23 protein-coding genes are annotated in these 26,521 nt (G+C 64.8%); 20 read left to right on the top strand and 3 right to left on the bottom strand.

Features of this window, described 5'->3' with window-relative positions; all coding sequences use genetic code 11:
• The first annotated feature begins 119 nt into the window (after positions 1-119).
• The 11 genes from K3F49_RS09070 to K3F49_RS09020 all read left to right on the top strand — a co-directional run bounded on the left by K3F49_RS09070 (position 120) and on the right by K3F49_RS09020 (position 10,867).
• Entirely contained in the window at positions 120-1,157 is a 1,038-nt protein-coding gene (locus K3F49_RS09070) for an ABC transporter substrate-binding protein (protein ID WP_234680521.1), read from the top strand.
• A 27-nt stretch (positions 1,158-1,184) separates the two neighbouring features.
• Positions 1,185-2,225, top strand: a complete 1,041-nt coding sequence (locus K3F49_RS09065) for an ABC transporter ATP-binding protein (protein ID WP_234680520.1) — start codon at positions 1,185-1,187, stop codon at positions 2,223-2,225.
• Positions 2,222-3,097 (top strand): ABC transporter permease, encoded by an 876-nt coding sequence (locus K3F49_RS09060; protein WP_234680519.1) that lies wholly within the window; start codon positions 2,222-2,224, stop codon positions 3,095-3,097. Before K3F49_RS09065 ends, K3F49_RS09060 begins: the two co-directional genes overlap by 4 nt.
• Complete coding sequence (locus tag K3F49_RS09055; RefSeq protein WP_234680518.1) at positions 3,094-3,900, top strand: ABC transporter permease; 807 nt, start codon at positions 3,094-3,096, stop codon at positions 3,898-3,900. The genes K3F49_RS09060 and K3F49_RS09055 overlap by 4 nt, the downstream gene beginning before the upstream one ends.
• An 8-nt stretch (positions 3,901-3,908) precedes the next feature.
• Positions 3,909-5,045 carry an NAD(P)/FAD-dependent oxidoreductase gene (locus K3F49_RS09050; protein WP_234680517.1) on the top strand — a complete coding sequence of 379 codons (1,137 nt, stop codon included), beginning with the start codon at positions 3,909-3,911 and terminating at the stop codon, positions 5,043-5,045.
• 27 nt (positions 5,046-5,072) lie between these two features.
• The gene (locus K3F49_RS09045; RefSeq protein ID WP_234680516.1) at positions 5,073-5,369 is read left to right on the top strand and encodes a (2Fe-2S)-binding protein; all 297 of its coding nucleotides are present in this window, start codon (positions 5,073-5,075) and stop codon (positions 5,367-5,369) included.
• Entirely contained in the window at positions 5,366-6,784 is a 1,419-nt protein-coding gene (locus K3F49_RS09040; RefSeq protein WP_234680515.1) for an FAD/NAD(P)-dependent oxidoreductase, read from the top strand. The genes K3F49_RS09045 and K3F49_RS09040 overlap by 4 nt, the downstream gene beginning before the upstream one ends.
• Positions 6,781-7,902, top strand: coding sequence for an NAD(P)/FAD-dependent oxidoreductase (locus tag K3F49_RS09035; RefSeq protein WP_234680514.1), 1,122 nt, complete (start codon positions 6,781-6,783; stop codon positions 7,900-7,902). Before K3F49_RS09040 ends, K3F49_RS09035 begins: the two co-directional genes overlap by 4 nt.
• 15 nt (positions 7,903-7,917) lie before the next feature.
• Positions 7,918-8,265 (top strand): RidA family protein, encoded by a 348-nt coding sequence (locus K3F49_RS09030; RefSeq protein WP_234680513.1) that lies wholly within the window; start codon positions 7,918-7,920, stop codon positions 8,263-8,265.
• Between the two features lie 159 nt (positions 8,266-8,424).
• Entirely contained in the window at positions 8,425-10,011 is a 1,587-nt protein-coding gene (locus K3F49_RS09025; RefSeq protein ID WP_234680512.1) for an ABC-F family ATP-binding cassette domain-containing protein, read from the top strand.
• A gap of 115 nt (positions 10,012-10,126) precedes the next feature.
• A complete protein-coding gene (locus K3F49_RS09020) occupies positions 10,127-10,867 on the top strand; it encodes an SDR family oxidoreductase (protein ID WP_234680511.1) in 741 nt (246 codons plus the stop codon).
• A gap of 184 nt (positions 10,868-11,051) precedes the next feature.
• Here K3F49_RS09020 and K3F49_RS09015 read toward each other — a convergent pair whose 3' ends face one another.
• A complete protein-coding gene (locus K3F49_RS09015) occupies positions 11,052-12,380 on the bottom strand; it encodes a dicarboxylate/amino acid:cation symporter (RefSeq protein WP_234680510.1) in 1,329 nt (442 codons plus the stop codon).
• 124 nt (positions 12,381-12,504) lie between these two features.
• On the opposite strand from K3F49_RS09015, the gene K3F49_RS09010 reads away from it, so the two are divergent.
• From K3F49_RS09010 to K3F49_RS08975, 8 genes are all read left to right on the top strand, one after another.
• Positions 12,505-13,824 carry a solute carrier family 23 protein gene (locus tag K3F49_RS09010; protein WP_234680509.1) on the top strand — a complete coding sequence of 440 codons (1,320 nt, stop codon included), beginning with the start codon at positions 12,505-12,507 and terminating at the stop codon, positions 13,822-13,824.
• A gap of 72 nt (positions 13,825-13,896) precedes the next feature.
• The gene (locus K3F49_RS09005) at positions 13,897-14,733 is read left to right on the top strand and encodes an SDR family oxidoreductase (protein WP_234680508.1); all 837 of its coding nucleotides are present in this window, start codon (positions 13,897-13,899) and stop codon (positions 14,731-14,733) included.
• A gap of 269 nt (positions 14,734-15,002) precedes the next feature.
• Positions 15,003-15,809, top strand: a complete 807-nt coding sequence (locus K3F49_RS09000; RefSeq protein WP_234680507.1) for an NAD-dependent protein deacetylase — start codon at positions 15,003-15,005, stop codon at positions 15,807-15,809.
• Positions 15,810-15,950: 141 nt separating this feature from the next.
• The gene (locus K3F49_RS08995; protein ID WP_234680506.1) at positions 15,951-18,035 is read left to right on the top strand and encodes a hydantoinase/oxoprolinase family protein; all 2,085 of its coding nucleotides are present in this window, start codon (positions 15,951-15,953) and stop codon (positions 18,033-18,035) included.
• Positions 18,036-18,037: 2 nt separating this feature from the next.
• Positions 18,038-19,702: a hydantoinase B/oxoprolinase family protein gene (locus tag K3F49_RS08990; RefSeq protein ID WP_234680505.1), complete on the top strand. Its 1,665-nt coding sequence runs from the start codon at positions 18,038-18,040 to the stop codon at positions 19,700-19,702.
• Positions 19,703-20,050: 348 nt separating this feature from the next.
• A complete protein-coding gene (locus tag K3F49_RS08985; RefSeq protein ID WP_234680504.1) occupies positions 20,051-21,766 on the top strand; it encodes a pyrroloquinoline quinone-dependent dehydrogenase in 1,716 nt (571 codons plus the stop codon).
• Positions 21,767-21,793: 27 nt separating this feature from the next.
• Positions 21,794-22,225, top strand: a complete 432-nt coding sequence (locus tag K3F49_RS08980; protein ID WP_234680503.1) for a c-type cytochrome — start codon at positions 21,794-21,796, stop codon at positions 22,223-22,225.
• A gap of 36 nt (positions 22,226-22,261) precedes the next feature.
• Positions 22,262-23,029 carry a substrate-binding periplasmic protein gene (locus tag K3F49_RS08975; protein WP_234680502.1) on the top strand — a complete coding sequence of 256 codons (768 nt, stop codon included), beginning with the start codon at positions 22,262-22,264 and terminating at the stop codon, positions 23,027-23,029.
• Between the two features lie 42 nt (positions 23,030-23,071).
• Here K3F49_RS08975 and K3F49_RS08970 read toward each other — a convergent pair whose 3' ends face one another.
• Positions 23,072-23,716 (bottom strand): glutathione binding-like protein, encoded by a 645-nt coding sequence (locus K3F49_RS08970; RefSeq protein ID WP_234680501.1) that lies wholly within the window; start codon positions 23,714-23,716, stop codon positions 23,072-23,074.
• Between the two features lie 107 nt (positions 23,717-23,823).
• Here K3F49_RS08970 and K3F49_RS08965 point away from each other — a divergent pair, with 107 nt between their 5' ends.
• Positions 23,824-24,486 carry a TetR/AcrR family transcriptional regulator gene (locus tag K3F49_RS08965; protein ID WP_234680500.1) on the top strand — a complete coding sequence of 221 codons (663 nt, stop codon included), beginning with the start codon at positions 23,824-23,826 and terminating at the stop codon, positions 24,484-24,486.
• Between the two features lie 11 nt (positions 24,487-24,497).
• Here the strand turns inward: K3F49_RS08965 and K3F49_RS08960 are convergent, their stop codons facing one another.
• The gene (locus K3F49_RS08960) at positions 24,498-26,465 is read right to left on the bottom strand and encodes a methyl-accepting chemotaxis protein (protein ID WP_234680499.1); all 1,968 of its coding nucleotides are present in this window, start codon (positions 26,463-26,465) and stop codon (positions 24,498-24,500) included.
• Positions 26,466-26,521: the final 56 nt, after the last annotated feature.

Genomic DNA, 26,521 nt, shown 5'->3' with positions numbered 1-26,521 from the left:
CGCCGAGCAGGGGCCGGAGCCCTGACGGATCGGGACTAGCGCGGAAGGAAATGCGGAAGGCACTTCAGCCAGGGATTTGTCGGTACGTCACCTCATTCCGGTATTGGAGATCGGTCCACATGAAGACTTTTCGCCTTCTGACCGCGGTCAGCATCGCGGCGCTCGTCGCCGTCCCGTCGGCTGTCTCGGCCCAGCAAAAGACGCTCTATGTCGCCGGCTATGGCGGCTCGTTCGAGAAGACCATCCGCGACGAAGTGATCCCGACCTTCGAGAAGGAGAACGGCGTCAAGGTCGAATACGTCGCCGGCAACTCCACCGACACGCTGGCCAAGCTGCAGGCGCAGAAGGGCAACCAGCAGATCGACGTCGCTATCGTCGACGACGGTCCGATGTACCAGGCGATCCAGCTCGGCTTCTGCGGCAAGCTCGAGGGCCTGCCGGCCGCCGATCTCTACGACACCGCGCGCTTCAAGGACGATCGCGCGGTCGCGATCGGCATCGTCGCGACCGGCCTGATGTACAACACCAAGGTGTTCGCCGAGAAAGGCTGGGCGCCGCCGACTTCGTGGAATGATCTGAAGGACACGAAATACGCCAAGCAGCTCGTCATTCCGCCGATCAACAACACCTATGGCCTCGAAGCGCTGGTGATGCTGTCGAAGATGAATGGCGGCGGCGAGTCCAACGTCGATTCCGGCTTCAAGATCTTCAAGGAGCAGATCAATCCGAACGTGCTCGCCTATGAGCCGTCGCCGGGCAAGATGACCGAGCTGTTCCAGTCCGGCCAGGCCGTCATCGCGGTGTGGGGCACCGGCCGCGTGCAGAGCTTTGCCAACACCGGCTTCCCCGTCGATTTCGTCTACCCGAAGGAAGGTGCCGCAACGCTGCTGACGACGGCTTGTCCGATCGCCAAGCCGAATGCTTCGCCGCTGGCGTCGAACTTCGTCAAGATGCTGCTCGATCCCAAAATCCAGCTCGTGATGTTGAAGGACTATGGCTACGGCCCGGTGCTGAAATCGCTGGTGGTGCCGCCGGAGCTCGGCAAGATGGCGCCGATCGGCGAGCGCGCGGCGAAGCTCTATAATCCCGACTGGACGGTCATCAACGACAAGCGCGAGGAGTGGACCAAGCGCTGGAATCGTGAAGTCGAGCGCTGATCTGATCATCCGCAGCGGAGACAGCGTATGGCCTTTCTCGAGCTCGATCGGGTGGCAAAACAGTTCGGCGCGCAGACTGTGGTCGATGACTTCAGTCTTGTGGTGGGCAAGGGGGAGTTCATCTCCTTCCTCGGCCCCTCCGGCTGCGGCAAGACCACGACCCTCCAGATGATCGCGGGCTTCCTCGATCCCACGCGCGGCGCGATTCGCCTGGAGGACAAGGACCTGACCGCGATCCATCCGGCCAAGCGCGGGCTTGGCATCGTGTTCCAGAGCTACGCCCTGTTTCCGCACATGACCGCGGCGGAAAATGTCGCCTTTGGGCTCGAGATGCGCAGCGTCCCGCGCAATGAGCGGGCCGAGCGCGTCCGTGCTGCACTCGCAATGGTGGGCCTCGCCGGTTACGAGGATCGCCATCCGCGCCGGATGTCCGGCGGCCAGCAGCAGCGCGTAGCGCTGGCGCGTGCGCTGGTGATCAAGCCGAGTGTGCTGCTGCTGGACGAGCCGCTCTCCAACCTCGACGCAAAACTGCGCGAGGAGATGCAGATCGAGCTGCGGCAGATTCAGCGCACCATTGGCACCACCACCATCCTCGTGACTCACGACCAGAACGAGGCGATGTCGCTGTCCGACCGTATCGTGGTGATGAGCCAGGGCAAGATCGAGCAGATTGGCACGCCGCAGGAGACTTACGAGAAGCCGGCCTCGGCCTTCGTCTCGCAGTTTTTGGGCAAGACCAACGATTTTGCCGGGACGATCGACCGCACCGCGACCCCGGCGCGACTGGTGGCGGGGTCCTGGAGCGCGCCGGCGCCGGCTGGGCTCAGTGGCGCTGTCACCGTCAGCATTCGTCCTGAAAGAATCGGCTTCGGCGATGCGGGTCTTGGCGCCAAGGTCGTCACGCGCATCTTCCAGGGCAATCACTGGCTATTCCAATGCGACGGCGAATGCGGCCCGGCGATCGTGATCCGTCAGAATGACGGTCAGCCGCAGCCGACGGAAGGCGAGGCCGTTCACCTCACGTGGCGGCCCGAAGACATGAGCGTGCGTGCGAGGACCGTCGCATGAGCGCGGTCGCCGAAGAGCGCGATGCGCGTGCGCCCTGGGCGCTGACGGCGCCTGCCTTGATGCTGTTCGTCGGCGTGCTGCTGATCCCGCTCGCGATGACCGTGATGCTGTCGTTCCACGACTGGGGCCAGTACAAGGGCATCGAGCCGGTCTTCATCCTCAAGAATTGGCAGGAGATCGCGACCGATCCTTACTACGCCGAGATGTTCTGGCGGACGTTTCGGATCGCGATTCTGACCACGCTGCTTACCGCCGTCCTCGGTGCGCCCGAAGCCTACATCCTCAACCGCATGAGCGGCCGCTGGAAGAGTTTTTTCCTGCTGGTCATTCTCGGGCCGCTGCTGATTTCCGTGGTCGCGCGCACACTCGGCTGGGCGCTGCTGTTCGGCGGCAACAACGGCCTCGTCAACAAGCTCTTGATGTCGCTCGGCGCGATCCGTTCCCCCATTCCCTTCATGTTCACCGAGACCGGCATGGTGGTCGCGCTCGCGCATGTGATGATGCCGTTCATGGTGCTGTCAGTGTGGGCCGCTCTGCAACGGCTCGATCCGCAGATCGAAAATGCCGCGATGTCGCTCGGCGCGGGCCCGGTCACCATCATCCGCCGTATCATCATGCCCCAGATCATGCCGGGCGTGCTGTCGGGCGCGATCATCGTGTTCTCGCTCTCGGCGAGCGCCTTTGCCACGCCTGCGATCATCGGCGGCCGCCGGCTCAAGGTCGCGGCGACGCTTGCCTATGACGAATTCCTCAACACGCTGAACTGGCCGCTCGGAGCTGCGGTCGCCACGCTGCTGCTGGTGGCGCTGGTGCTCATCGTCGTCGGCAGCAACGCGCTGATCGAACGCCGCTATGCGGAGGTGTTCCGATGAGACGGAACGGCCCTCTTGCGCTGATCTTCCACACCATCTTCGTCATCGTGATGGTGGCGCCGATCCTGGTGGTCTGTCTCGTCGCCTTCACGCCCGAAGGTTTCCTGTCGCTCCCGACCAACGGCTTCTCGCTGCGCTGGTTCAGGGCGATCGGAAATTATCCCGAGTTCATCCATGCCTTCTGGGTCAGCCTGGGGCTCGGCGCGCTGTCGTCCTTCGTGGCGCTGCTGTTCGCGGTGCCGGCGGCGCTCGCGATCGCGCGCTATCGGTTCCGCGGCCGCGATGCGCTGGCGGCGCTGTTCCTGTCGCCGTTGATGATCCCGCATGTCGTGCTCGGCATCGCCTTCCTGCGCTTCTTCACCTCGGCGGGCCTCGGCGGCAGTTTTGCGGCACTGATCATCGCGCATGTCATCATCGTATTCCCGTTCGCACTACGGCTGACGCTGGCGGCTGCGACCGGCATGGACCGCACGGTCGAGATGGCGGCGGTCTCGCTCGGCGCCGGTGGCTGGACGCTGTTTCGCCGCGTGACCTTGCCGCTGATCCTGCCCGGCGTCATCAGCGGCTGGGCGCTCGCCTTCATCCAGTCCTTCGACGATCTCACCATGACCGTTTTTCTCGCGGCGCCCGGCACAGAGACGTTGCCCGTGCGCATGTTCCTTTATATCCAGGACAACATCGATCCGCTGGTGACGTCGGTCTCGGCTTGCGTGATCGCGATCACCATGACCGCCCTCATTCTGCTCGACCGCTTTTACGGGCTCGACCGTGTGCTCGCCGGCAAGGGCGATCCGGGGCGATAGGAGAACCCATGTCCAGGGATTATGACGTCGCCGTTGTCGGTGGCGGATTGCTCGGCTCCGCGATTGCCTGGGGCCTCGGCCGGCTCGGCAAGCGCGTGGCCGTGCTCGACGAAGGCGACATCACCAAGCGTGCCTCCCGCGCGAACTTTGCGCTGGTCTGGGTCCAGAGCAAGGGGCTCGGCATGCCCGCCTACACGGTCTGGACTGTGCAGGCGTCGCAGGCGTGGGGCCGGCTGGCGTCGGAACTGAAGCAGCAGACCGGGCTCGATGTCTCGCTCCAGCAGAATGGCGGCTTTCATCTCACGCTCGGCGACGACGAATTCGGTCAGCGTGCCGAACTCGTCAAGCGTATGCACAACCAGGCAGGTGCCGCCGACTATAAGATGGAGATGCTCTCCGCCTCCGAGGTGAAGAAGTCGCTCCCGCTGATCGGACCAGAGGTTTCGGGCGGCAGCTATTGTCCGCTCGACGGCCACGTCAATTCACTTCGGACGTTCCGGGCGTTCCACACCGGCTTCAAGGCGTTCGGCATCGACTATTTTCCGGAGCAGCCGGTCTCGGCGATCAGCAAGAGTGGCGGCGAATTCCGCCTGACCACGCCGAAGGGCGAACTGCGTGCCGCCAAAATCGTGCTTGCCGCCGGCAACGCCAACCAGACGCTCGCGCCGATGGTCGGCCTCTACGCGCCGATGGGCCCGACCCGCGGCCAGATCGTAGTGACCGAGCGTACGATGCCGTTCCTGCCGCATCCGCTGACCACGATCCGCCAGACCGACGAGGGCACGGTGATGATCGGCGACAGCAAGGAAGACGAGCTCGATGATCGCGCGCTGAAGCATTCGATCAGCGCGGTGATGACCGATCGCGCGCAGCGGATGTTCCCGCATCTCGCGCGGCTCAACGTGGTCAGGAGCTGGGCCGGCATCCGCGTCATGCCGCAGGACGGCTTTCCGATATACGACCAGTCGGAGACGCATCCCGGCGCCTTCGTCGCCTGCTGCCATTCCGGCGTGACACTCGCCTCCAACCACGTTTTCGAGATCGCGCGCATGGTCGCGCAAGGCGCGCTCGAGCCTGAACTGGTCGGCGCGTTCTCCGCCAGCCGCTTCGGCGGCGCGGGCGCCGCGAACAATAGTGGCTACTAGAGATATCAAGGAGCCAAGAGGCATCCCATGTTTAGACGATCCGAACAGGACAAACGCCCGCAGGTCCAAATCTTCGTCGACGGCGTCGCCGTCGCGGCGCGACAGGGCGACACCGTCTCCGCCGCACTGCTGGCGTCCGGCCAGGATGCACGGCGTTTCACGGCAGTGAGCGGCGCGCCGCGTCTGCCCTATTGCATGATGGGCGTGTGCTTCGACTGCCTCGTCACCATCGACGGCGTCGGCAATCGCCAGGGCTGCCTCGTGCCCGTGGCCGAGGGCATGCAGATCGAAATCCAGAAGGGCAAGCGGGAGATCGGAAGATGACTGTGGCTCCCAAGCGCGAAGATTATGACGTCGTAGTGATCGGTGCTGGGCCCGCAGGCCTCGCGGCTGCCGCGACATCCGCCGAAGCTGGTCTCACGTCGCTCTTGCTCGACGAGAACATCGGGCCCGGCGGCCAGGTGTTTCGTGCCATCTCGTCGACGCCGGTGACCGAGCGCAGCCAGCTCGGTGCCGACTATTGGGTCGGTGCCGATCTCGTGCAATCGCTGCGCGCGAGCAATGCCGAGGTCATCCATCGGGCCACTGTCTGGAGCCTCGACCGCAATCTCGATATCGCCGTCTCGATCGGCGGTGCCTCGGCCTTCGTCAAGGCGAAGCGCGTCATCCTGGCGACCGGCGCGCTGGAGCGGCCGTTTCCGGTTCCCGGCTGGACCTTGCCGGGCGTGATGACCGCGGGCGCCGCGCAGACCATGCTGAAATCGTCCGGGCTGGTGCCTGATGGCCGCACGGTGATCGCGGGGCAGGGACCGCTGCTCTGGCTACTCGCCGCGCAGATATTGCGCCTCGGCGGCCGCATCGACCGTATCCTCGACACCACCGAGCGCGGGAATTATTTCGCGGCACTCCCGCACGCCTTCGCCTTCTTGACCTCGCCCTATTTCACCAAGGGCCTGTCGATGATGCGCGAGGTGAAAGCCAAAGTGCATGTCGTTTCCGGCGTCACCGAGCTTGCAGCAATCGGTGACGGCCAGCTCGCGAACGTCAGCTACGTCGCGGGCGGCAAGCGCGAGACCATCTCTGCGGACCTCCTGCTGCTGCATCAGGGCGTCGTGCCGAACGTCAACCTTGCGATGTCCGCAGACGTTGAGCATCGTTGGGACGATGTTCAGCTGTGCTGGTCGCCTGTGCTCGATGCGAATGGCAATTCGTCGGTCGCTGGCATCGCCATTGCCGGCGACGGCGCCGGCATCGGCGGCGCGAATGCCGCCGGGGTCCGCGGTCGCATCGCGGCGCGAGCGGCGGTGGAAGCACTGGCGCCTGCTGCCGCAGCGAAGCTTCCCGCGATGGCGACGCTTCGCGCCGATCTCGCCAAGGCCGAGCGCGGCCGCGTCTTCCTCGACACGCTGTTCCGCCCGTCGCCGCAGTTTCGCATTCCCTCCGGCGACACCATCGTCTGTCGCTGCGAAGAGGTGACCGCCAAGGACGTTCTCGATTCCGTCGCGATCGGCGCGACGGGACCCAACCAGCTCAAGGCCTATCGCCGCACCGGGATGGGTCCGTGTCAGGGCCGGCTGTGCGGTCTCACCGTCACCGAGCTGATGGCACAGGCGCGCGGCAAGACCCCGCAGGAGATCGGCTATTACCGGCTGCGCGCGCCGGTGAAGCCGATCACGCTCGCCGAGCTCGCCGCTGTTCCGAAGAGTGAGGCGGATATCAAGGCGGTGGTGCGCGGATGACAGAGAACGTGGATGCGATCGTCGTCGGCGGCGGCATCCACGGATGCTCGACCGCGCTGCATCTGTGCCTCGCCGGCCTGAAGCCGGTGCTGATCGAAAAGGACTATGCCGGCCGCCACGCTTCCGGTGTCAACGCCGGCGGCGTCCGCCAGCTCGCGCGACACATCCCCGAAATCCCGCTGTCGATCCGCTCGATGGGGATCTGGGAGAAGATCAAAGACCTCCTCGACGACGATTGCAGTTTTGAGAGTTACGGCCAGGTGCTCGTCGCCGAGAACGAGGAGGAGCTCGCCGTTTGCCGCGCCCGCGTCGCCGAGCTCAACACGCTCGGCTTTACCCATGAAGAGCTGATCGACGCGACCGAGCTGCGGCGCCTCGTACCGGCGGTCGCCGAGACCTGTCCCGGCGGCGTGGTGTCGCGCCGTGACGGTGCGGCCAATCCGGCGCAGACGACGACGGCGTTCCGGCGCAAAGCCCAGCAGCTCGGCGCGACCGTGCGCGAGGGCGTAGCTGCCAGCAACATCCGATACAGCGACGGCCTCTGGCATGTGGATGTCGGCACTGAGACCTTCGCCGCGCCGGTGCTGGTCAATGCCGCCGGCGCCTGGGCCGGCAAGATCGCTGCTGCGCTCGGCGAGCCGGTGCCGGTCGAGACCGTGGCGCCGATGCTGATGATCACATCGCGCGTGCCGCACTTCATCGATCCCGTCGTGATCCTGCGCGGGCGCAAGCTCTCCTTCAAGCAATTCAAGAACGGCACCGTGCTGATCGGCGGCGGCCATCTGGCAACGCCGTATCAGGACCGCAACGAGACGGTGCTGGACTGGAAGAGTCTTGCGATCAGCGCGCGCACCGTGTTCGAGCTGTTTCCGGTGATGCGCAGCGCCACGATCGTCCGTGCCTGGGCCGGCATCGAGGCGAAGATGAAGGACGACATTCCCGTGTTCGGGCCGAGCAGCCGCCACAAGGGGCTCTATCACCAGTTCGGCTTCTCGCTGCACGGCTTTCAGCTCGGCCCCGGCGCCGGTGCCGTGATGGCGGAGCTGATCGTCAATGGGGGCACCCAGACCCGAATCAGCGAGCTCGGCATCGACCGCTTTCATCCCTCCACGCTCTGAGAAGAGGACGACATCATGAGCATCATCCGCAGCATCCGCACGCCCATCATGCACCGCGCCGTCGAAGCCAACGGCTTCGTCTTCGTCGGCGGCACGATTGCCGACGACACCTCGGTCTCGATGGGCGACCAGACCCGCAACATCCTCGGCAAGATTGCCGGCTATCTGAAGGAAGCCGGCACCGACAAGGGCCGAATCGTCAGCGCCTCGATCTTCGTTACCGATCTTTCCAAGAAGAAGGAGATGGACGCGGCCTGGACCGAGTTCTTCGGCGACGATCTGCCAACCCGCGCCACTGTCGGCGTCGCCGATCTCGGTGGCGGTGCGTTGATCGAGGTGGTGGTCAGTGCGCTCAAGGGCTGATCCCGCTGGGGGATGACTGTGCCCGGCGCGTTGTCATCCCCTCAAGCTTGATCTCGCGCCGCGATGGGACTAATTAGAGAGCTCCTCAACAAGGATATTCGAAGCCATGGATTTTTACCCCGACCGCAACGCCGATCCGCTTTGCTCACGGGGAATTCCATGCCTGCTTCAATCATCCTGTCGCGCCTTTCGCTGTCCACGCCTGACGGCCGCTCGCTTCTCTCCAACATCGATCTGACCTTCGGCTCCGAGCGAGCCGGTCTCGTCGGCCGCAATGGTGTCGGCAAGACAACTCTGCTCGCCGCGATAACGGGCGAGCACGTGCCGCAGTCGGGGCGCGTGATCGCCAACGGCAGCGTCGGGCTCCTGCGCCAGGACGCTCAGATCCGCGCGGGCGCGACGGTCGTTGACCTCTTCGGCGCGCGCGATGCCCTGGACCTGCTGCGCCGTGCCGAGCGCGGCGATGCCTCGGCCGAGGATGTCGCCGATGCCGACTGGACTCTCGAGACGCGGATCGCATCCGCCCTGGCCCGCGTTGGGTTTGATGTCGCGCCCGACACGGAATTGGATCGCTTGTCGGGCGGGCAGGTCACGCGCGCCCGTCTCGCCGCGCTGCTCTTCGCCGAGCCGGACTTCCTGCTGGATGAGCCCACCAACAATCTCGATCGGGACGGGCGCCGTGCCGTGATCGATCTCCTGGCCGCATGGCGCGGCGGCGCGATCGTCGTCAGCCATGACCGGGCCCTGCTCGAGACGATGGACGCCATCGTCGAGCTGACCTCGCTCGGCGCGACGCGCTATGGCGGCAATTGGAGCAGCTACCGCGCGCAGAAGTCCGTCGAGCTCGCGGCGGTCAGGCACGACCTCGCGCATGCCGAGAAACATCTGTCCGAGATCGACGGCAAGGCGCAGGAGGCGGCCGAACGCAAGGCGCGCAAGGACAGCGGCGGCAAGAAGACGCGCGCCAAGGGCGACATGCCGCGTATTCTTGCTGGTGCGCGACGGGATCGCAGCGAGGACAGCGGCGGCAAGACTGCGCAGATCACCGAGCGGCGGCGCGCGGAGGCGCTTGATGCGCTCGAAACCGCGCGCCGGCGCATCGAGATCCTCCAGCCGCTGTCCGTCAAGCTGTCCTCGACGCAGCTGCCGGCGGGGAGGGAGGTGGTTTGGCTCGATCGCGTCAGTGCGGGTTATCAGCCGGAGCGGCCGATCCTGCGTGATCTGTCGCTCTCGATCGTCGGCCCGGAGCGGATCGCGATTGTCGGACCCAACGGCTCCGGCAAGACGACGCTGCTGAAGCTCATCGCGGGCGAATTGCGCCCTCTCTTGGGCACCGTGCGGGTCAGGCCGGACTTCGCGCAGTTCGACCAGAAGGTCAGCCTGCTCGATCCCGCGATCTCGATCCTGGACAATTTCGGGCGCCTCAATCCGAGGGCGGGCGCCAACGAATGCCATGCCGCGCTGGCGCGCTTCATGTTTCGCGCCGATGCGGCCCTGCAGATCGTCGGCAGCCTGAGCGGTGGGCAGCTGTTTCGTGCGGGGCTCGCCTGCGTACTTGGCGGATCGACCCCACCGTCACTGCTGATCCTGGACGAGCCGACCAATCATCTGGACATCGACTCGATCGAAGCCGTGGAAGCCGGCTTGCACGCCTATGACGGCGCGCTGCTCGTCGTCAGCCATGACGAGGCGTTCCTAAGGGCTATCGGGGTCACGCGCCGCGTCGATCTCGCCGCCTCGGGGTGATTGTTCGGTCGGGCAGAACAATGATACCGGCCGCTGGCCGATTATCTTTCGCCGGAAAAGGCGCAAATCCTCCACGTCAGCCGCAGGCAGCGGTCGGGAACCACGGAGAAGGCAAATGTCCAACGCAAACAAAAAGGTCGCGATTGTCACCGGGGGGTCGCGCGGCATTGGGACTGCGATCGCCGAACGGATCGCCGGCGACGGCTTTGCCGTTGTCATTAATTATGCCGGCAGCGCAGCTGAAGCGGAGGCGCTGGCCGGCAAGATCGCGCAGGCCGGCGGCCGGGCCATCACCGCGCAGGCCGACGTCAGCGACCCCGCCGCCGTGGCGCGGATGTTCGACGCGGCGGAGAGCGCGTTCGGCGGCGTCGACGTGCTGGTCAACAATGCCGGTGTCATGCGGCTCGCGGCTCTTGCCGACACCGATGATGCCGTCTTCGACAGCCAGATCGCGATCAACCTGAAGGGTACCTTCAACACGCTGCGCGAGGCGGCGCGCCGGCTGCGCAACGGCGGTCGCATCGTCAATCTGTCGTCGAGCCAGGCCGGCCTCTTGTCTCCGACCTACGGCGTCTATGCTGCGACGAAGGCGGCGGTCGAGGCTCTGACCCATGTGCTGGCCAAGGAGTTGCGTGGCCGCAACATCACTGTGAATGCGGTGGCGCCCGGGCCGACTGCAACGAAGCTGTTTCTGGATGGCAAGACGCCGGAGGTGATCGACCACCTCGCGAAGCTCGCGCCGTTGGAACGGCTCGGCCAGCCCACGGATGTCGCTGCCGCGGTCTCGTTCCTCGTGGGCCCCGATGGCGGCTGGATCAATGGGCAGGTGCTGCGCGCCAATGGCGGGATCATCTGATCCCGCCCCGCAGATACTGCTGCAATCTTTCAAAAACCCGACGCTCTGCCCCCAGCGCGTCGGGTGGAATGAATGAGTATCAATCGGTGATCCCAACGCCGTTGTTGTGACGCGTGCTGCACCAATTGACCACTCCGGGAAACTACCGCAACGGAACCGGACACTCGTGCCGTCGAGCGGCGCGTTACGCGCTGCCGCCAGGTTCCAGCGCTTCGCCCATCTCCAGCGGATGCGCCATGGTCTCGTGCAGCGCCTCGCGATCGAGCTCTCCTTCCGAGATGCTGATCACGACGCAGGCGACGCCGTTGCCGATCAAATTGGTCAGCGCGCGGCATTCGCTCATGAACTTGTCGATGCCGACCAGGATTGCGATCGACTGGATCGGAATGTCGGGCACGATCGAGAGCGTCGCGGCGAGCGTGATGAAGCCGGCGCCGGTCACGCCGGAGGCGCCCTTCGAGGTGATCATGGCGATGCCCAGAATGCCGAGCTCCTGCCAGATGGTCAGATGCGTGTTGGTCGCCTGCGCGAGGAACAGCGTCGCCAGCGTCATATAGATGTTGGTGCCGTCGAGGTTGAAGCTGTAGCCGGTCGGGATGACGAGGCCGACCACCGAGCGCGAGGCGCCGAGATGCTCCATCTTCTGGATCATCTGCGGCAGCACCGTCTCCGACGACGAGGTGCCGAGCACGATCAAGAGTTCGTCCTTGATGTAGGCGATGAAGCGCAGGATCGAGAAGCCCGCGAGCCGGGCGATCGAGCCGAGCACGATCAGCACGAACAGGATGCTGGTGAGATAGAAGGTTCCGATCAACGCTATGAGGTTAAGCAGCGAACCGAGGCCGTAGGCGCCGACGGTGAACGCCATCGCGCCGAAGGCGCCGATCGGCGCGACGCGAACGATGAGGCGAATGATGCCGAAGAACATCTTTGCGGCCTTGTCGACCGCCCCCGCAATCGGCTCGCCGGCCTTGCCGAGAAGGGCGATGGCGAAGCCGGAGAGGATCGAGATCAGCAGCACCTGCAAGAGGTCACCCCGCGCGATCGCGCCGACATAACTGTCGGGGATGATCGCCATCAGATGGGCGACGATACCCTCTTCCTTGGCCTTGGTGACGTAGGTCGCGACCGACTTCGGATCGATGGTGGCGGGATCGATGTTGAAGCCGTGCCCGGGCTGGAGCACTTCGCCGACCAGCAGGCCGACGGCGAGCGCGACGGTCGAGACCGTCTCGAAATAGATCAGCGACTTCAGCCCGACCCGGCCGACGCGCTTGAGGTCGCCCATCGAGGAGATGCCGTGCACCACGGTGCAGAAGATCACCGGTGCGATCATCATCTTGATCAGCGCGATGAAGCCGTCGCCGAGCGGCTTCAGCGCCTTGCCGAGGTCTGGATAGAAATAGCCGATCAGCACCCCGAGCGCGATCGCGATCAGCACCTGGACGTAGAGGATCTTGTACCAGGGCTGATGCCGGCGGTGGACGGCTGGCTGGATCGCGACTTGTGTCATATGACTTGCCCCGGAACGCATTGATCTTGCATGATTTACATCATGTGATGTTCGCCGCATAAGCAACAATCACATTTTTGTCGGATCGCACGAAGATCAATCGCTGCACCGCAATGGGGGAAATATGTCGAACGCAACGGGCTCGGACGAGCAGGCGCATAGTTATTTTCCGCGTTGGAAGCTGAAGACCTCGGGCGTGATCATGCCTGAGGAGCGGCTGCCGTGGGGCCAGACCATCGTCTCCGGTCTCCAGCATTGCGTTGCAATGTCGGGGTCGACGATCATCGCACCGCTGCTGATGGGGTTCGATCCCAACGTTGCGGTCCTGTTCTCCGGCATCGGCACGCTGATCTTCTTCGTCATCGTCGCCGGGCGGGTGCCGAGCTATCTCGGCTCGAGCTTCGCGTTCATCGCCGTCGTCATCGCCGCGACAGGCTATGCCGGGCAGGGGCCAAACCCAAACATCTCCGTTGCACTCGGCGGCATCGTCGGAGCCGGGGTGCTGTACGGTGTGATCGCCCTGATCGTGATGTGGTCGGGGATCGGTTGGGTCGAGCGGCTGATGCCGCCGGCCGTCACCGGCGCCGTGGTCGCCGCGATCGGCCTCAACCTCGCACCCGTGGCGGTCAAGGCGGTGAGCGCCAATGCGTTTGAAACCTGGATCGGGCTCGCGACGGTCCTGATCATCGGCGTGGTTGCCGTGGCTGCCCCGGGCCTGTGGCGCCGCCTGCCCATCATCCTCGGCGCGATTGGTGGATATCTGTTGTACCTGCTGTTTGCGAACGGCCTCGACTTCGGCAAGCCGATCGACTTCACGCAGCTCTCGGCCGCGCCGTGGTTCGGCCTGCCGAACTTTACGACGCCGACCTTCCATGCGGACGCGATTGTCCTGATCGCACCGGTTGCGGTCATTCTCGTCGCCGAGAACCTCGGTCACATCAAGGCGGTCGGCGCCATGACGGGCCGGAGCCTCGATGGCTATCTCGGCCGCGCGCTGTTCGCCGACAGCCTCGCGACGATCGTGGCCGCCTGCGGCGGCGGCACAGGTGTCACCACCTATGCCGAGAACATCGGCGTCATGGCGGCGACGAAGGTCTATTCGACCCTGCTGTTCGCCTTCGCTGCGACGGTGTCGCTGCTGCTCGGCTTCTCGCCGAAATTCGGCGCGCTGATCCTGTCGATCCCCGGCCCCGTCATCGGCGGCCTCTCGATCGTGCTGTTCGGATTGATCGCGGCGATGGCGGGCCGGATCTGGGTCGAGAACAAGGTCGATTTCGCGAACCCGGCGAACCTGATCACCGTCGCCGTGGCGCTGACCGCGGGCGCCGGCGATCTCACGCTCAGATTCGGTGCGTTCACGATCGGCGGAATCGGCACCGCCACCTTCGGCGCCATTATTCTCTACCAGATCCTGACCTCTCCGATCGCGCGCCGCGCGGAATGAATCCCAGGGATGCGCTGATGGATGGAACAAAACGCTGGTTCCGTCCATGATGATGCATCCCGGAGAAAGCTTATGCCACAGACCGATCTCTCAACCACCTTTCCCTCACGCCTCGCCGGCCGATATGCGCTGGTGACCGGTGCCTCCCAGGGCATCGGCCGCGCCGTTGCTGTCAGGCTCGCCCAGGAAGGAGCGACCGTCGCCATCAATTATGTCGATCATCCCGAGAAGGCGGAGGAGACGCTTGCGCTCGCAAGGACGGGATCGGGCGATCGCGGCCACGGCAAGCTCGACCATGTCATCGTCAAGGCCGACGTCAGCAACGAGCAAGAGGTGGCTGCGATGTTCGAGATGGTGCTGGCGCGCTGGAAGCGCCTCGACTGTCTCGTCAACAATGCCGGCTTCCAGCGGGAATCGCCGAGCGAGGCGCTCGACATCGAAACCTATCGCCGTATCATCGACGTCAATCTCAACGGCGCCGTGCTCTGCGCGCAGAAGGCGCTGGCGCATTTCGTCGCGCGCGGCGGAGGCGGCAGCATCATCAACTGCTCCAGCGTCCACCAGATCGTTCCGAAGCCGGGCTATCTCGCCTATTCGATCAGCAAGGGCGGCATGGCCAATCTGACCCGCACGCTGGCACTGGAATTTGCCGACCGCGGCATCCGCGTCAATGCGGTCGGTCCCGGCGCGATCGACACGCCGATCAATGCGGCCTGGACCGGCGATGCCGAGAAGCGCGCCAACGTCGCGAGCCATATCCCGCTTGGGCGTGTCGGTACGCCGGAAGAGATCGCCGCCGTGTTCGCCTTCCTCGCCTCGGATGATGCCAGCTACATCACCGGACAGACCATCTACGCCTGCGGCGGCCTGACGCTATTCCCGGAGTTTCGCGATAACTGGGCGAGCTAGCTCCGATCGAAGCCGCGACGCGTCGCGTTTGCACCGGTCGAAGGACTATGGCGCGTGTTCGGTGTGTCGTTGTCGCTCGGCCAATCCGCGCCGGTGGCGCCTGCTGCGCCCGCGAGCAAGACCACCATGTCGCAGAAGCAGGCTGCGCCGCCGAAGCCGGGTGGGCCTTCGAAAACAGCCGGCAGGGTCCGCAACGCAATGATGGACGGATCGCTGCCCGGAGCGCGGGTGATCTGGCAAAACCTGGTGGCGCGGACTACATCTGCGCCATGGCAGATCATCCGCTTGAAGACTTTATCGGCCGGAACGAACGCCTGTTCGTGCTGACCGGCGCCGGCTGCAGCACCAATTCGGGCATTCCCGACTACCGCGACGGTCAAGGCAACTGGAAGCGGACCCAGCCGGTCAACTTCCAGGCCTTCATGTCCGAAGAGCACACGCGCCGGCGCTACTGGGCGCGCAGCCTGATCGGCTGGCGGCGGTTCGGCCAGGCTCGCCCGAACAATGCGCATCATGCGCTCGCGCGGCTCGAGGCCAATGGGCGCTGCGAGATGCTGCTGACCCAGAATGTCGACCGGCTGCATCAATCCGCCGGCCACCGGCAGGTGATCGATTTGCACGGACGGCTCGACCTGGTCCGCTGCATGGGTTGCGGCGCCAAGACGCCGCGCAATGAATTCCAGGACGCGCTTGGCCGCGCCAACGCGGAATGGCTGACGCTCGATGCGGCGGACGCGCCTGATGGCGACGCCGATTTGGAGCATGCGGATTTCTCGTCGTTCAAGGTGCCTGCTTGCGAAGCCTGCGGCGGCATCCTCAAGCCCGACGTCGTGTTCTTCGGCGAGAACGTCCCGCGCGACGTGGTCGCGACCGCGCAGGACCATCTGGCGCAGGCCGATGCGATGCTGATCGTCGGGTCGTCACTGATGGTCTATTCCGGCTTCCGCTTCGTGAAGACTGCCGCAGATCGGCAGATTCCGATCGCCGCGATCAATCTCGGACGCACCCGTGCCGACGATCTCCTGACGCTCAAGGTCGAGGAGCGCTGCGAGGCGGCGCTGGCATTTTTGCTCTGATCGGACGGACTTCGCGGCACTCTCCTATCGCATAGGTGCCACGCGGAGGGGGCGGATGGCTTCACCATTTGCACTGTCGCTGGTATGAAAATTGCTGCGGGTTTGACCCCCAGTTTCACGATCATCACGGAGTGTTCAGGAATGCTTGAGGGAGCCGAAGTGCGGCTTGCCGTCGATATCGGTGGCACGTTCACGGATATCGTGCTGGACGTGGGCGAGGTGCGCAAGACGCGCAAGGTGCTGACGACGCCGCAGCGGCCCGAGCAGGCGGTGCTGGACGGCATGCGGCTCATCCTCACCGATGCGCGCGCGCATATCAGCGACATCGACGTGTTCATCCACGGCACGACTCTCGCGACCAACGCCATCATCGAGCGGCGCGGCGCCAAGACGGCACTGATCGCGACCGACGGCTTTCGCGACGTGCTCGATATCGGCACCGAGAGCCGTTATGACCAGTATGACCTTTCCATCGACAAGCCGAAGCCGCTGGCGCCGCGCAGCTTGCGCTTCACCGTGCCCGAGCGCATCGACGCCCACGGCGCCGTTCGCCTCCCGCTGGACGAAGCCGCCGTGCGCGCGCTCGCGCCGAGATTGCGTGAGCTGAAGGTCGAGAGCGTCGCGATCGCGTTCCTGCATTCCTACGCCAATCCCGAGCATGAGCGCCGCGCCGCCGCGATCCTCGGTGAGGAGATGCCCGGCATCTCCGTGACGGTGTCCTCCGCGGTGTGCCCCGAGATCCGCGAATACGAGCGCACCTCGACGGCGGTCGCCAACGCCTATGTGCAGCCGCTGATCGATGGCTATCTCGCCCGCATGTCCGATGCCTTGCAGGTCGAGCAGTATCGCGGCGCCATCTATCTCGTCACCTCCGGCGGCGGCGTCACTTCGATCGAGACGGCGCGGCGCTTTCCCGTGCGTCTGGTCGAATCCGGCCCCGCCGGCGGTGCCATCTTCGCGGCGCAGATCGCGGCGCGTCTTGGCGAGAGCAAGGTGCTCTCCTTCGACATGGGCGGCACCACCGCAAAGATCTGTCTGATCGAGAGATACCAGCCCGAGACCTCGCGCGTGTTCGAGGTCGACCGCGCAGCGCGCTTCCTGAAAGGCTCCGGCCTGCCGGTCCGCATCCCCGTGATCGAGATGGTCGAGATTGGCGCCGGCGGCGGCTCGATCGCCCATGTCGATGCGATGAAGCGTGTGACTGTCGGCCCCGAGAGCGCCTCGTCTGAGCCCGGACCCGCCTGCTACGGCCGCGGCGGCCAGCGCCCGGCCGTGACCGATGCGGACGTCGCGCTCGGCATGATCGACCCTGATACGTTTGCGGCAGGCACGATCAAGCTCGATCCAGAGCTTTCCAAACAAGCGCTGCTGCGCGATGTCGGCGAAGCACTCGGCCTTTCGGCGGAAACCGCGGCTTATGCCGTGCACGAGGTCGTCTGCGAGAACATGGCGAGCGCCGCGCGCGTGCATGCCGTCGAGCGCGGCGAGATCGTCGGCCAGCATACGCTGATCGCCTTCGGCGGCGCAGCGCCGCTCCACGCCGCGCGTGTCGCCGAGAAGATCGGCGTTTCCAGGGTGATCGTGCCGTCGAATGCCGGTGTCGGCTCGGCCGTTGGCTTCCTCGCAGCGCCGATCGCCTATGAGCTCGTGCGCAGCCGCCACGTCCGGCTCGACGATTTCGATACAGGCGCTGTCTCCGACCTGCTTCAGGAGATGGTGACCGAAGCACGCGCGCTGGTCGAGCCCGGTGCGGCCGGTGCGCCGGTGCGCGAACGCCGCGCGGCGTTCATGCGCTATGTCGGCCAGGGCCACGAGATCACTGTCGAGCTGCCGAACCGGCCGCTGACATCAGCCGATCTCGCCGGTCTGCGCCAGAAATTCGAGGCGGACTACTCGGCGATGTTCGAGCGTCCGATCCCGGGCGCCGCGATCGAGGTGCTGAGCTGGTCGGTGCTTGCGACCACCGAGGCGCGGAATCCGCCCACGGTCGCGGCCGTCACGCGCAAGCCCGCGGGCAAAGCGTCGGGCAGCCGTAAATTCTTCGATGGCCGCGCAGGCGAGGTGATCGAGATCCCGCTCTATCGCCGCGAGGACATGGCGCCGGGCGCGACGATTGCGGGTCCTGCCGTGATCGCCGAGGACGAAACGTCCACCTTCGTCTCGAACAGTTTTGACGCCCATATCGACGGTGCCGGCAGCATCGTCATGGAACGAAAGGCGGCCTGATCATGAGCAAGGCAAAGGGCGCGAGCCTGATCGACCTCCAGATCATGTGGCACCGGCTGATCGCCGTGGTCGAAGAGCAAGCGCAGGTGCTGCTCCGCACGGCGTTCAGCCCGATCGTGCGCGAATGCGGCGACCTCTCCGCCGGCGTGTTCGACCTCAAGGGGCGGATGCTGGCGCAGGCGGTGACGGGCACGCCCGGCCACGTCAACTCGATGGCGGAATCGGTCAAGCACTTCATCAACCACTTCCCGCTGCAAACGATGAAGCAGGGCGACGCCTACATCACCAACGATCCCTGGATGGGCACCGGCCATCTCAACGACTTCGTCGTCACGACGCCCTGCTTCAAGGACGGCAAGATCGTCGCGCTGTTCTCGTGCACCAGCCATCTCATGGACATCGGCGGCATCGGCTTCGGTCCCGACGCGACCGACGTGTTCATGGAGGGGCTCTACATTCCCATGCTGAAGCTGATCGACCAGGGCGTCGTCAACGAGACGCTGATGGCGATGATCCGCACCAACACGCGGCTCCCGATCGACACCGAGGGCGACACCTATTCGCTCGCCGGCTGCAACGACGTCGGCTGCGAGCGCCTGGTCGAGATGATGACCGAGTTCGAGATCGACACGCTTGATGCGCTCGGCGACTACATTTGCGACCGCTCGCGCGAGGCCGTGCTCGCCGAGATCGCCAAGTTGCCGAAGGGGATTTGGCGCAATAGCATGGTGGTCGACGGCTATGACGCCCCGGTGACGTTGGCGGCGACGCTGACGATCTCGGATGAGGGCATCCATGTCGATTTCGACGGCACCTCTGCGGCTTCGAAGTTCGGCATCAACGTGCCGTTGTCCTACACCACGGCCTATACCGTGTTCGGTCTCGGCTGCGTCGTCGCCTCGCAGATCCCGAACAATGCCGGCTCGCTTTCGCCGCTGACGGTGTCGGCGCCGTCGGGCGTCATCCTCAACGCACCGAAGCCGGCGCCCGTGGCGTCGCGCCACATCGTCGGCCAGATGCTGCCCGACGTCGTGTTCGGTTGCCTGCGCCAGATCATTCCCGAGCGCGTGCCCGCGGAAGGCACCTCGTGCCTGTGGAATCTCAACGTCCGCGGCCAGACCCGCTCGGGCGTCGGCGGCAATTACGGGTTCTCGATGGCGGTGACCAGCAACGGCGGCACCGGCGCGCGCTTCGGCAAGGATGGCCTGTCCGCGACCGCCTATCCCAGCGGCGTGCGCGGCACGCCGGTCGAGATCGCCGAGACGCAGACGCCGTTGATCTTCTGGCGCAAGGAGCTGCGTCCGGATTCCGGCGGAGCAGGGCGTACCCGCGGTGGCCTCGGCCAGATCATCGAGGTCGGCACCGGCATCGATGCGCCTTTCGACATCCTCGCGGCATTCGATCGCATCGACCATCCGCCGCGCGGACGCGATGGCGGCCAGAACGGCGAGGCCGGCTATGTCGGCCTGAAGTCCGGCCAGAAGATGCGTGGCAAGGGCTTTCAGACCATTCCGCCGGACGACCGGCTCGTGGTGATGACGCCGGGCGGCGCAGGGATCGGTGATCCCCGCGAACGTGTGCTGGAGAGCGTGCGCGACGACATCGAGAGCGGATTGGTGTCTTCGGACAATGCCTTGACGATCTATGGGCGCCGAGTGAAGCGCTGACGATCTGGTCCTGCATCGCTACGATCGTGGCGGAATTGCACTACCGCCATTGAGACGAAACGGTCAGCGCCGCTGCCGTTTTAATTCCGCGCCGGCGCGTCAAATCCGCGCCGTGCGCGCATTCCGTCGTTGCACTCCGTGTGATCCGGCGTACGCTATGCACGCTAGCAGAAGTGCAATAGCAACCATTCCAGTGAACGTAGCTCCTTTGGCGATATGCGCCGAAAGAGGGGGGACATCCGTTGGCAACTTATGTCGGACGGAGAACAGTCGACGTGTACTGCAAACACCCCTCGCAGCGGCGCTTACAAGACGCAATGATCAAACACAAAGCGGGAGGAAGTGCACATGAGGAAGCAGTGGCTTAACCCGGGCTTACCTGTTCTCGTTGCCGCGACACTTGCGGCGTCGGCGGCGTGGGCTCAAGCCGTGGATACTGCCCGGATCGAGTCCGCCGGTCAGAACGATTGGCTCACCTATCACGGTTCGTACAAGTCGTATCACTACAGCCCTCTCTCACAGATCAACACCGGCAATGTGAGCAATCTGGGTGTGGCCTGGATCCACATCCCCGGACGTTCGACCCGCGGGCTGCAATCGATGCCGCTCGCGGCCGATGGCGTGCTCTACTACACCGGCTCCTATAGCCGCACTTTTGCGCTGAACGGTGCTACCGGCGAGGTGATCTGGTCCTACTTTCCCGAGCTGGATGAAGCCCTGGTCGCGCGGCAGACTCATTCGCCCTACAATCGCGGCGTCGCCCTCGGCGAGGGAAAGGTCTATGTGGGGACAATGGATGGCCGTCTCATCGCGCTCGACATGAAGAGCGGAAAGGTCATGTGGGACACCAAGCTGATTGATTCCCAGAAACTGACCGTTGGTTTCACAGGAGCACCGCTTTACGCCAAGGGTACGGTGGTGATCGGCTCACAGGGCGGCGAATGGCCGGGCCGAGGCCCGATCTTCGGTGTTGATGCCGCCACGGGCAAGAAGAAATGGGAATTCCTGACGGTTGCCAGCACCGACGACGCCATGAAGACCTGGGGTAATGACTCCTGGCGCACTGGCGGCGGCGGCGGCTGGATGCCGGGTACCTTCGATGCCGAGAACAACACCATCCTGTGGGGCACCGCCAACCCGGCGCCGCTCTACGACTGGTCGGGAGCCGATTACAAGACGCAGGGCGCGCGTCCGGGAGATAATCTCTATACCACCTCGGTGATCGCGCTCGATGTCGATACCGGAAAGCTGAAATCCTATCACCAGGAACTGCCTCACGACGCCTGGGACTTCGACAGCGCGGTCGGCGAATTCGTGATGCTCGATCGCGACGGCCAGAAGTACGTCGTCCATCCGAACAAGAGCGGATACATCTTCGTCTACGACCGCAACCTCGGCATCAAGAACGTCTGGCGGATCACGCAGAACAGCAATTTCGTCAAAGACATCGATCCCAAGACTGGTGAGCTGATCGGCCGTCGCGACTTCCCCGCCGGCAAGGTTTCCGAGCCGTTGTGCCCGCACATTTCCGGTGGGGTGAGCTGGAACTCGGGTTCGTACAACCCGAAGACCGGGCTCTATTACAAGCTCGGCCAGGAATGGTGCATGACGCTCGAAGTTCAGAAGACGACTCCGATCGTTGCTCCTCAGGCTCAACTCAACATTGGCGCCGACTTCAAGATCGCGCCACCGCCCGGCGGTGAGATCTATGGGCATCTCGACGCGCGCGACCCCATCACCGGCGCCAAGAAGTGGGAAGTGCGTTTCCCTGAGCCACCGCTCGGAAGCGTAATGTCGACCGGAGGCAATCTGGTGTTCGTGCCGGATTCGCGAGGCACGGTTCACGCCTACGATGCCGATTCCGGTGCCGAGCTCTGGAGCCACGGCGACGGCACCGGCCATCAAGGCGGCATCATCAGCTATGCCGTCAATGGCAAGCAGTACATCGCGGTCGTTGCCGGCTTCGGCGGCATGGCTTCGGACGACTACGCGCCGACTTTCGGCGGTGTCTACAAGAGCATGCCGCGCGACGACGGCGCGCTCGTCGTCTACAGTCTGAAATAGGCCCTCGTGACGCCGGGAGGGGGCGGCGTGACGCCGCTTCCTCCCATCAAGGCGCAACTGATGAGCCTTGGCGCATTGGATTCCCGAGAGGTAGGTTTAGCCCGTATGCGATTGGCTCGGAACATCACGACGTTGTCGACGTCGATACTTGCCGCGTTTCTCACGATTTCAGTCTGGCCGTCTCGCGCGCAGCAGCCTTCTCCGCCCGCGCCGGATAGTGAGCAGCTCGATGTCGGACAGTTGTTCGCGACGACCTGTGGCTGGTGTCACTCCGCCGGCGGTCGTGCGGCCGGCAAGGGGCCGCAGCTCATGGACACCAAGCGAGACGACGACTTCCTTCGCATTCGCATCAAGAACGGCAAGGAAGGCGCCATGCCTGCCTTCGGCGCCGTGTTCAACGATGCGCAGATCGACGAGATCATCAAATACATTCGCGCTCTGAAGCCAAGTGAAGGCTAAGTCGGCAAAAAAGCACCGATCCACACTGGATATCTCATGAAGACCTGTCTCCCCTTCGTGGTCGTCGCACTGCTGGGACTGGACGGTGTGGCGCAGGCCCGCTCCCTCGATGCGATTCGCGACTCCGGTGTGCTCGGACTATGCGCCCACCCCAACTCGTTGCCCTTCGCCAGCAAGGCTGGTGACCCTCCGGGATTTCAGATCGAGTTGGGCAACGCGTTCGCGCGCGAGCTGGGCGTTTCGCTCAGGCCCGATTGGATCATCACTCAGTACCAGATGCGCAGTGCGGGCTGCGACATCGTGCTCGACGTCATCGCCGACCGCGAAGCGCAGGGCGAAACTCGCCTGAAGATATCGAAGCCGTATTATCGCACGGGCGTTGCGCTCGCGGTGCCCTCATCCAGCGCGCTGACCTCGTTCAAGAGCCTCAACGGGTCGACCAAAGTGGGAGTGCAGGTCGGATCCGTCGCGGCCATGATCATCGGTCAACGGCGTGTCCCGACATCGACATTCGGTTTCGAGACCGACAGCCTCGATGCCGTGTCAAGCCATGAGATCGACGCCGCCGCGGTCACACCGACCGCGGCGAGCTATTTCAATCTGACGCATCCGGACAAGGCGCTCCGGATCCTGGACCGCGACGAAGGCGAGGCCGATCTCAATTGGAACGTCGCTGTCGGCATGCTCCGCCCGGATGATGCGTTTCGCGAAGCCATCGACCGGGCGCTGGAACGGCTTCGCAACGACGGTACGATCGATCGGATATACGGCCGCTATGGGATCGTGCTGCAAGCGCCGAGGTAGCTACCGCCGTCCCGGTCGGGACGGCGGGTTATTTCGATGTCGCTACGCCGCCGCCTTCTTCCGCGCCTGCTCGGCCTTGTACAGTTCGAACTCCTCCGCGACCGCCTTCGCAATCGAAGGCCGCTGCCGCAGGCGCTCGTAATAGGCCTTCACGTTCGGCCATTTCGCGAGCTCGATCGGCGGCGTCGCCATGGTCCAGTTGATGACCGTGACGAGATAGGCGTCGGTCACGCTGAAATGGTCGAGCAGGAACTCGCGCCCCTTCAGGTAGTTGTCGAGATAGTCGAGTCGCGACAGGTTCTTCTCCAGTACGTAGGCCTTGACCTCCTGCGGCGCCTTGCGGTCGAGCACGGGCACGAACAGGCCCTTGTGCAACTCGGTGCCGATGAAGCAGAGCCATTGATGCAGCCGTGTGCGATCGATGCCCGGCGTGGCGCCGAGGCCGGATTGCGGAAAACGGTCGGCGACGTATTGCAGGATCGCGGCGTTCTCGGTCAGCACCACGCCCTCGTCGGTGCGCAGCGTCGGTACCAGGCCGATCGGATTGACGGTGCGGAAGTCGGAGCCGTCGTTGAGCACTTTCTTGGTCGGCGGATCGACTTCGAGATAGTTCGCCTCGGCGCCGGCCTCATAGAGCGCGACGCGCGTCGCCATGGAGCAGGCGAGCGGGGAGAAATAAAGATCCATCGTGGGCCTCCTTGGGCAATTCTCTTTGTGAGTGTCGCTCAACCTGGCCAGGTTGATTTTTGTACTGACTTGCATAATATGGGGTGGGTCAAGGATTAATTTGCGATATGGTACAAAAATCAAAACCGCCATCTGCTGCCACGGAACCCGAGCGCCGCAGCGAACCGAAGCGCCGCGGACGGCCGCGCGCGTATGAGCCCGAAATCGCGCTCGGCAAGGCACTCGATCTGTTTCGCAAGCAGGGTTTTGCAGCGACGTCGCTCGACGATCTCAGCGAGGCCACCGGCATGAACCGGCCGAGCCTTTACAGCGCCTTCGGCGACAAGCGCGAGCTCTACATCAAGAGCTATCAGCGCTACCGCGAGGACGCGCGCGCATCGATGGTCGAGATCTTTCGCCAGGAGATGCCGGTGCGCCAGCGGCTCGCGCGGATCTATGCTGCGGCGCTGAACATCTATCTCTCCGGCGAGACCGGCCCGCGCGGCTGCTTCACGGTGGTGACGGCGGCGTCCGAAGCGGTCGGCGATCCCGAGATTCGCGCCATGGCGCTGGAGGGGCTGACCGAGCTCGACAAGGCCTTCGCGAATTGCTTCCGCCGCGCCAAGGAGAACGGCGAGCTACCCGCGAGCGCCGATCCGGCCGCGCTGGCGCAACTCGCCTCCGCCACGATCCACACCATCGCCATCCGCTCTCGCGCGCGCGTCTCGCGCAAGGAGCTGGAGGCAATCGTGAAGGGGGCGATTGACGTGATGGTGGGGGCTAAGCCTTAGCCGCCGCCCACCTACGCCGCACGAATCTGCGCGAGGAAACGATCCACCTCGTCGCGCAAGCGCTGCGACTGCTTTGACAGCTCGATCGCCGAGACCAGCACCTCTTCCGCGGCGGTGCCCGTGGCGGCGATGCCGTCAGTGACGCCTGCGATGTTCTGCGAGACCTCGCCGGTGCGCGCGGCGGCCTGCTGGACGTTTTGCGCGATCTCCTGCGTCGCCGTGCCCTGCTGGCCGACGGCGGCCGCGATCGCGGCGGAGATCTCGTCGACCTGCTGGATCGTCGCGCAGATCGACTGGATACCTTCGACGGCGCCGGTGGTTTCGCCCTGGACGGCCGTCACCTGCGCGCCGATTTCTTCCGTCGCCTTCGCGGTCTGGGTCGCGAGCGCCTTGACTTCGGAGGCGACCACCGCAAAGCCGCGGCCGGCTTCGCCCGCGCGCGCGGCCTCGATTGTCGCATTCAGCGCCAGCAGATTGGTCTGGCCTGCAATGCCGTTGATGAAGGAGACGACGTCGCCGATTTTTTGCGCGGCATCGGCGAGGCTCTGCACCCGCTCATTCGACTGCCGGCCGTCGCTGGCGGCCTTCCCCACCACCTCGGTCGCATGCGCCAACCGCCGGCTGATCTCGGTCATCGACGAGGATAATTCCTCCGCCGCGGCCGCCACCGTCTGCACGTTCTCCGAAGCCAGTGCCGAGGCCGACGACACCGCGCGGGTTCGATTGCGCGACTGCGCGACGATATCGGACATCGAGCGCGCGGTGTGTTCCATCTCGACCGCGGCCGAGGACACCGTGGTGACGACGTCGCGGATGCTGGCCTCGAAATTGTCGGCAAGCGCCGCAAAGGCGCGCCGCTTCTCGGCCTCGGATTGTGCCTTGGCCTCGTGCTGATCGGCTTGGAGCTTGCTGAAATTGACGGCGTTGTCGCGGAACACCGCGACCGCCTTCACCATCGCGCCGACTTCGTCGTTCGCCTTGCTTTGGGGGACCGCGACGTCGAGCCGGCCGTCGGCGAGCTCGCGCATCACGTTGGTGATGGAGAGGATCGGCCGCGAGATGCCGCGGGCAATGAGATAGCCGACGATCGCGGCCAGCACGAGCCCGAGTGCGGCGATGGCAATTGCGAGCATCCAGGCGCGGTCGGCGGAGGCCACGTAATCGGCGTTGTCCATGACCAGTTCGACGGCGCCGAGCGGTTTTCCGGAAAAATCCTTGATCGGCCCGAGCAGCGCGGCGATCGGCGTCGCGTCGAGCTTGGCCTGCTTCACGGTGAAGCCGCCGCCGGCGGCGCGACCGTAGTCCGCGGTGTCGAAGAAGCTCTTGCCCTTCAGCGTGCCGCCGAACAGCTTGAAGCCCGCGCCATCGGCGAGATGGAAGGCGATGTCGACATGGCGGTTGTTCCTGAAATCGTCGAGGAAGGACTGCCCGAAGGTCAGGCCGAATTCCACCGAGCCGAGATGTTTGCCGGCTTGTGCAATCGGCACCACGCCGCGGATGCCGAGCCCTGCGACGCCGCCTTCGAGGCCGACGACGACTTTGTGCTCCTGATTGGCGTCGACGACGGTCTTGCGGAAACTCGAGAGGTCGTCGCCGAACTTCGCCGGCTGGTGCACGCGCAGGAAGGAGGTCGCAGGCGGCGTATGGAATTGGAATTGCTCGACGCCGTACGCCGATTTGGTGGCGGCGAACACCGGCCCGAACAGGCGCACCAGCGCCTCGCGATCCTGCTTGGCCATCGCCTCTTGCGTCGCCGGCATCGCGGCCACCACCGCGCTCATGGCGGCAGCGCGATGGGACTCTTCCGCGATCCGCGACAGCAGCGCATCATAATGACTGCGCAGCTCGCGCTGGTCGGCGCGGTCGATGATGCCCGCGATGATCCACATGGCCCCGAGCACGGCAATCAGCGCCGTGGCCGCCGCCGTCAGCGCCAGCGCAACCGTGATCCGCATCCTGAGGCCGAGGGGAGAGCGCATGACCGACCCGTTCGTTGAGCATTGATTAACAATGCCTATCAACTTCTCGCTAAGAG

The organism is Bradyrhizobium monzae, from assembly GCF_021458635.1.
In the GTDB taxonomy this organism is placed as follows: domain Bacteria; phylum Pseudomonadota; class Alphaproteobacteria; order Rhizobiales; family Xanthobacteraceae; genus Bradyrhizobium.
The sequence above is the reverse complement of the archived record's forward strand: the minus strand, read 5'-3'. Positions and strand labels throughout refer to the sequence as shown.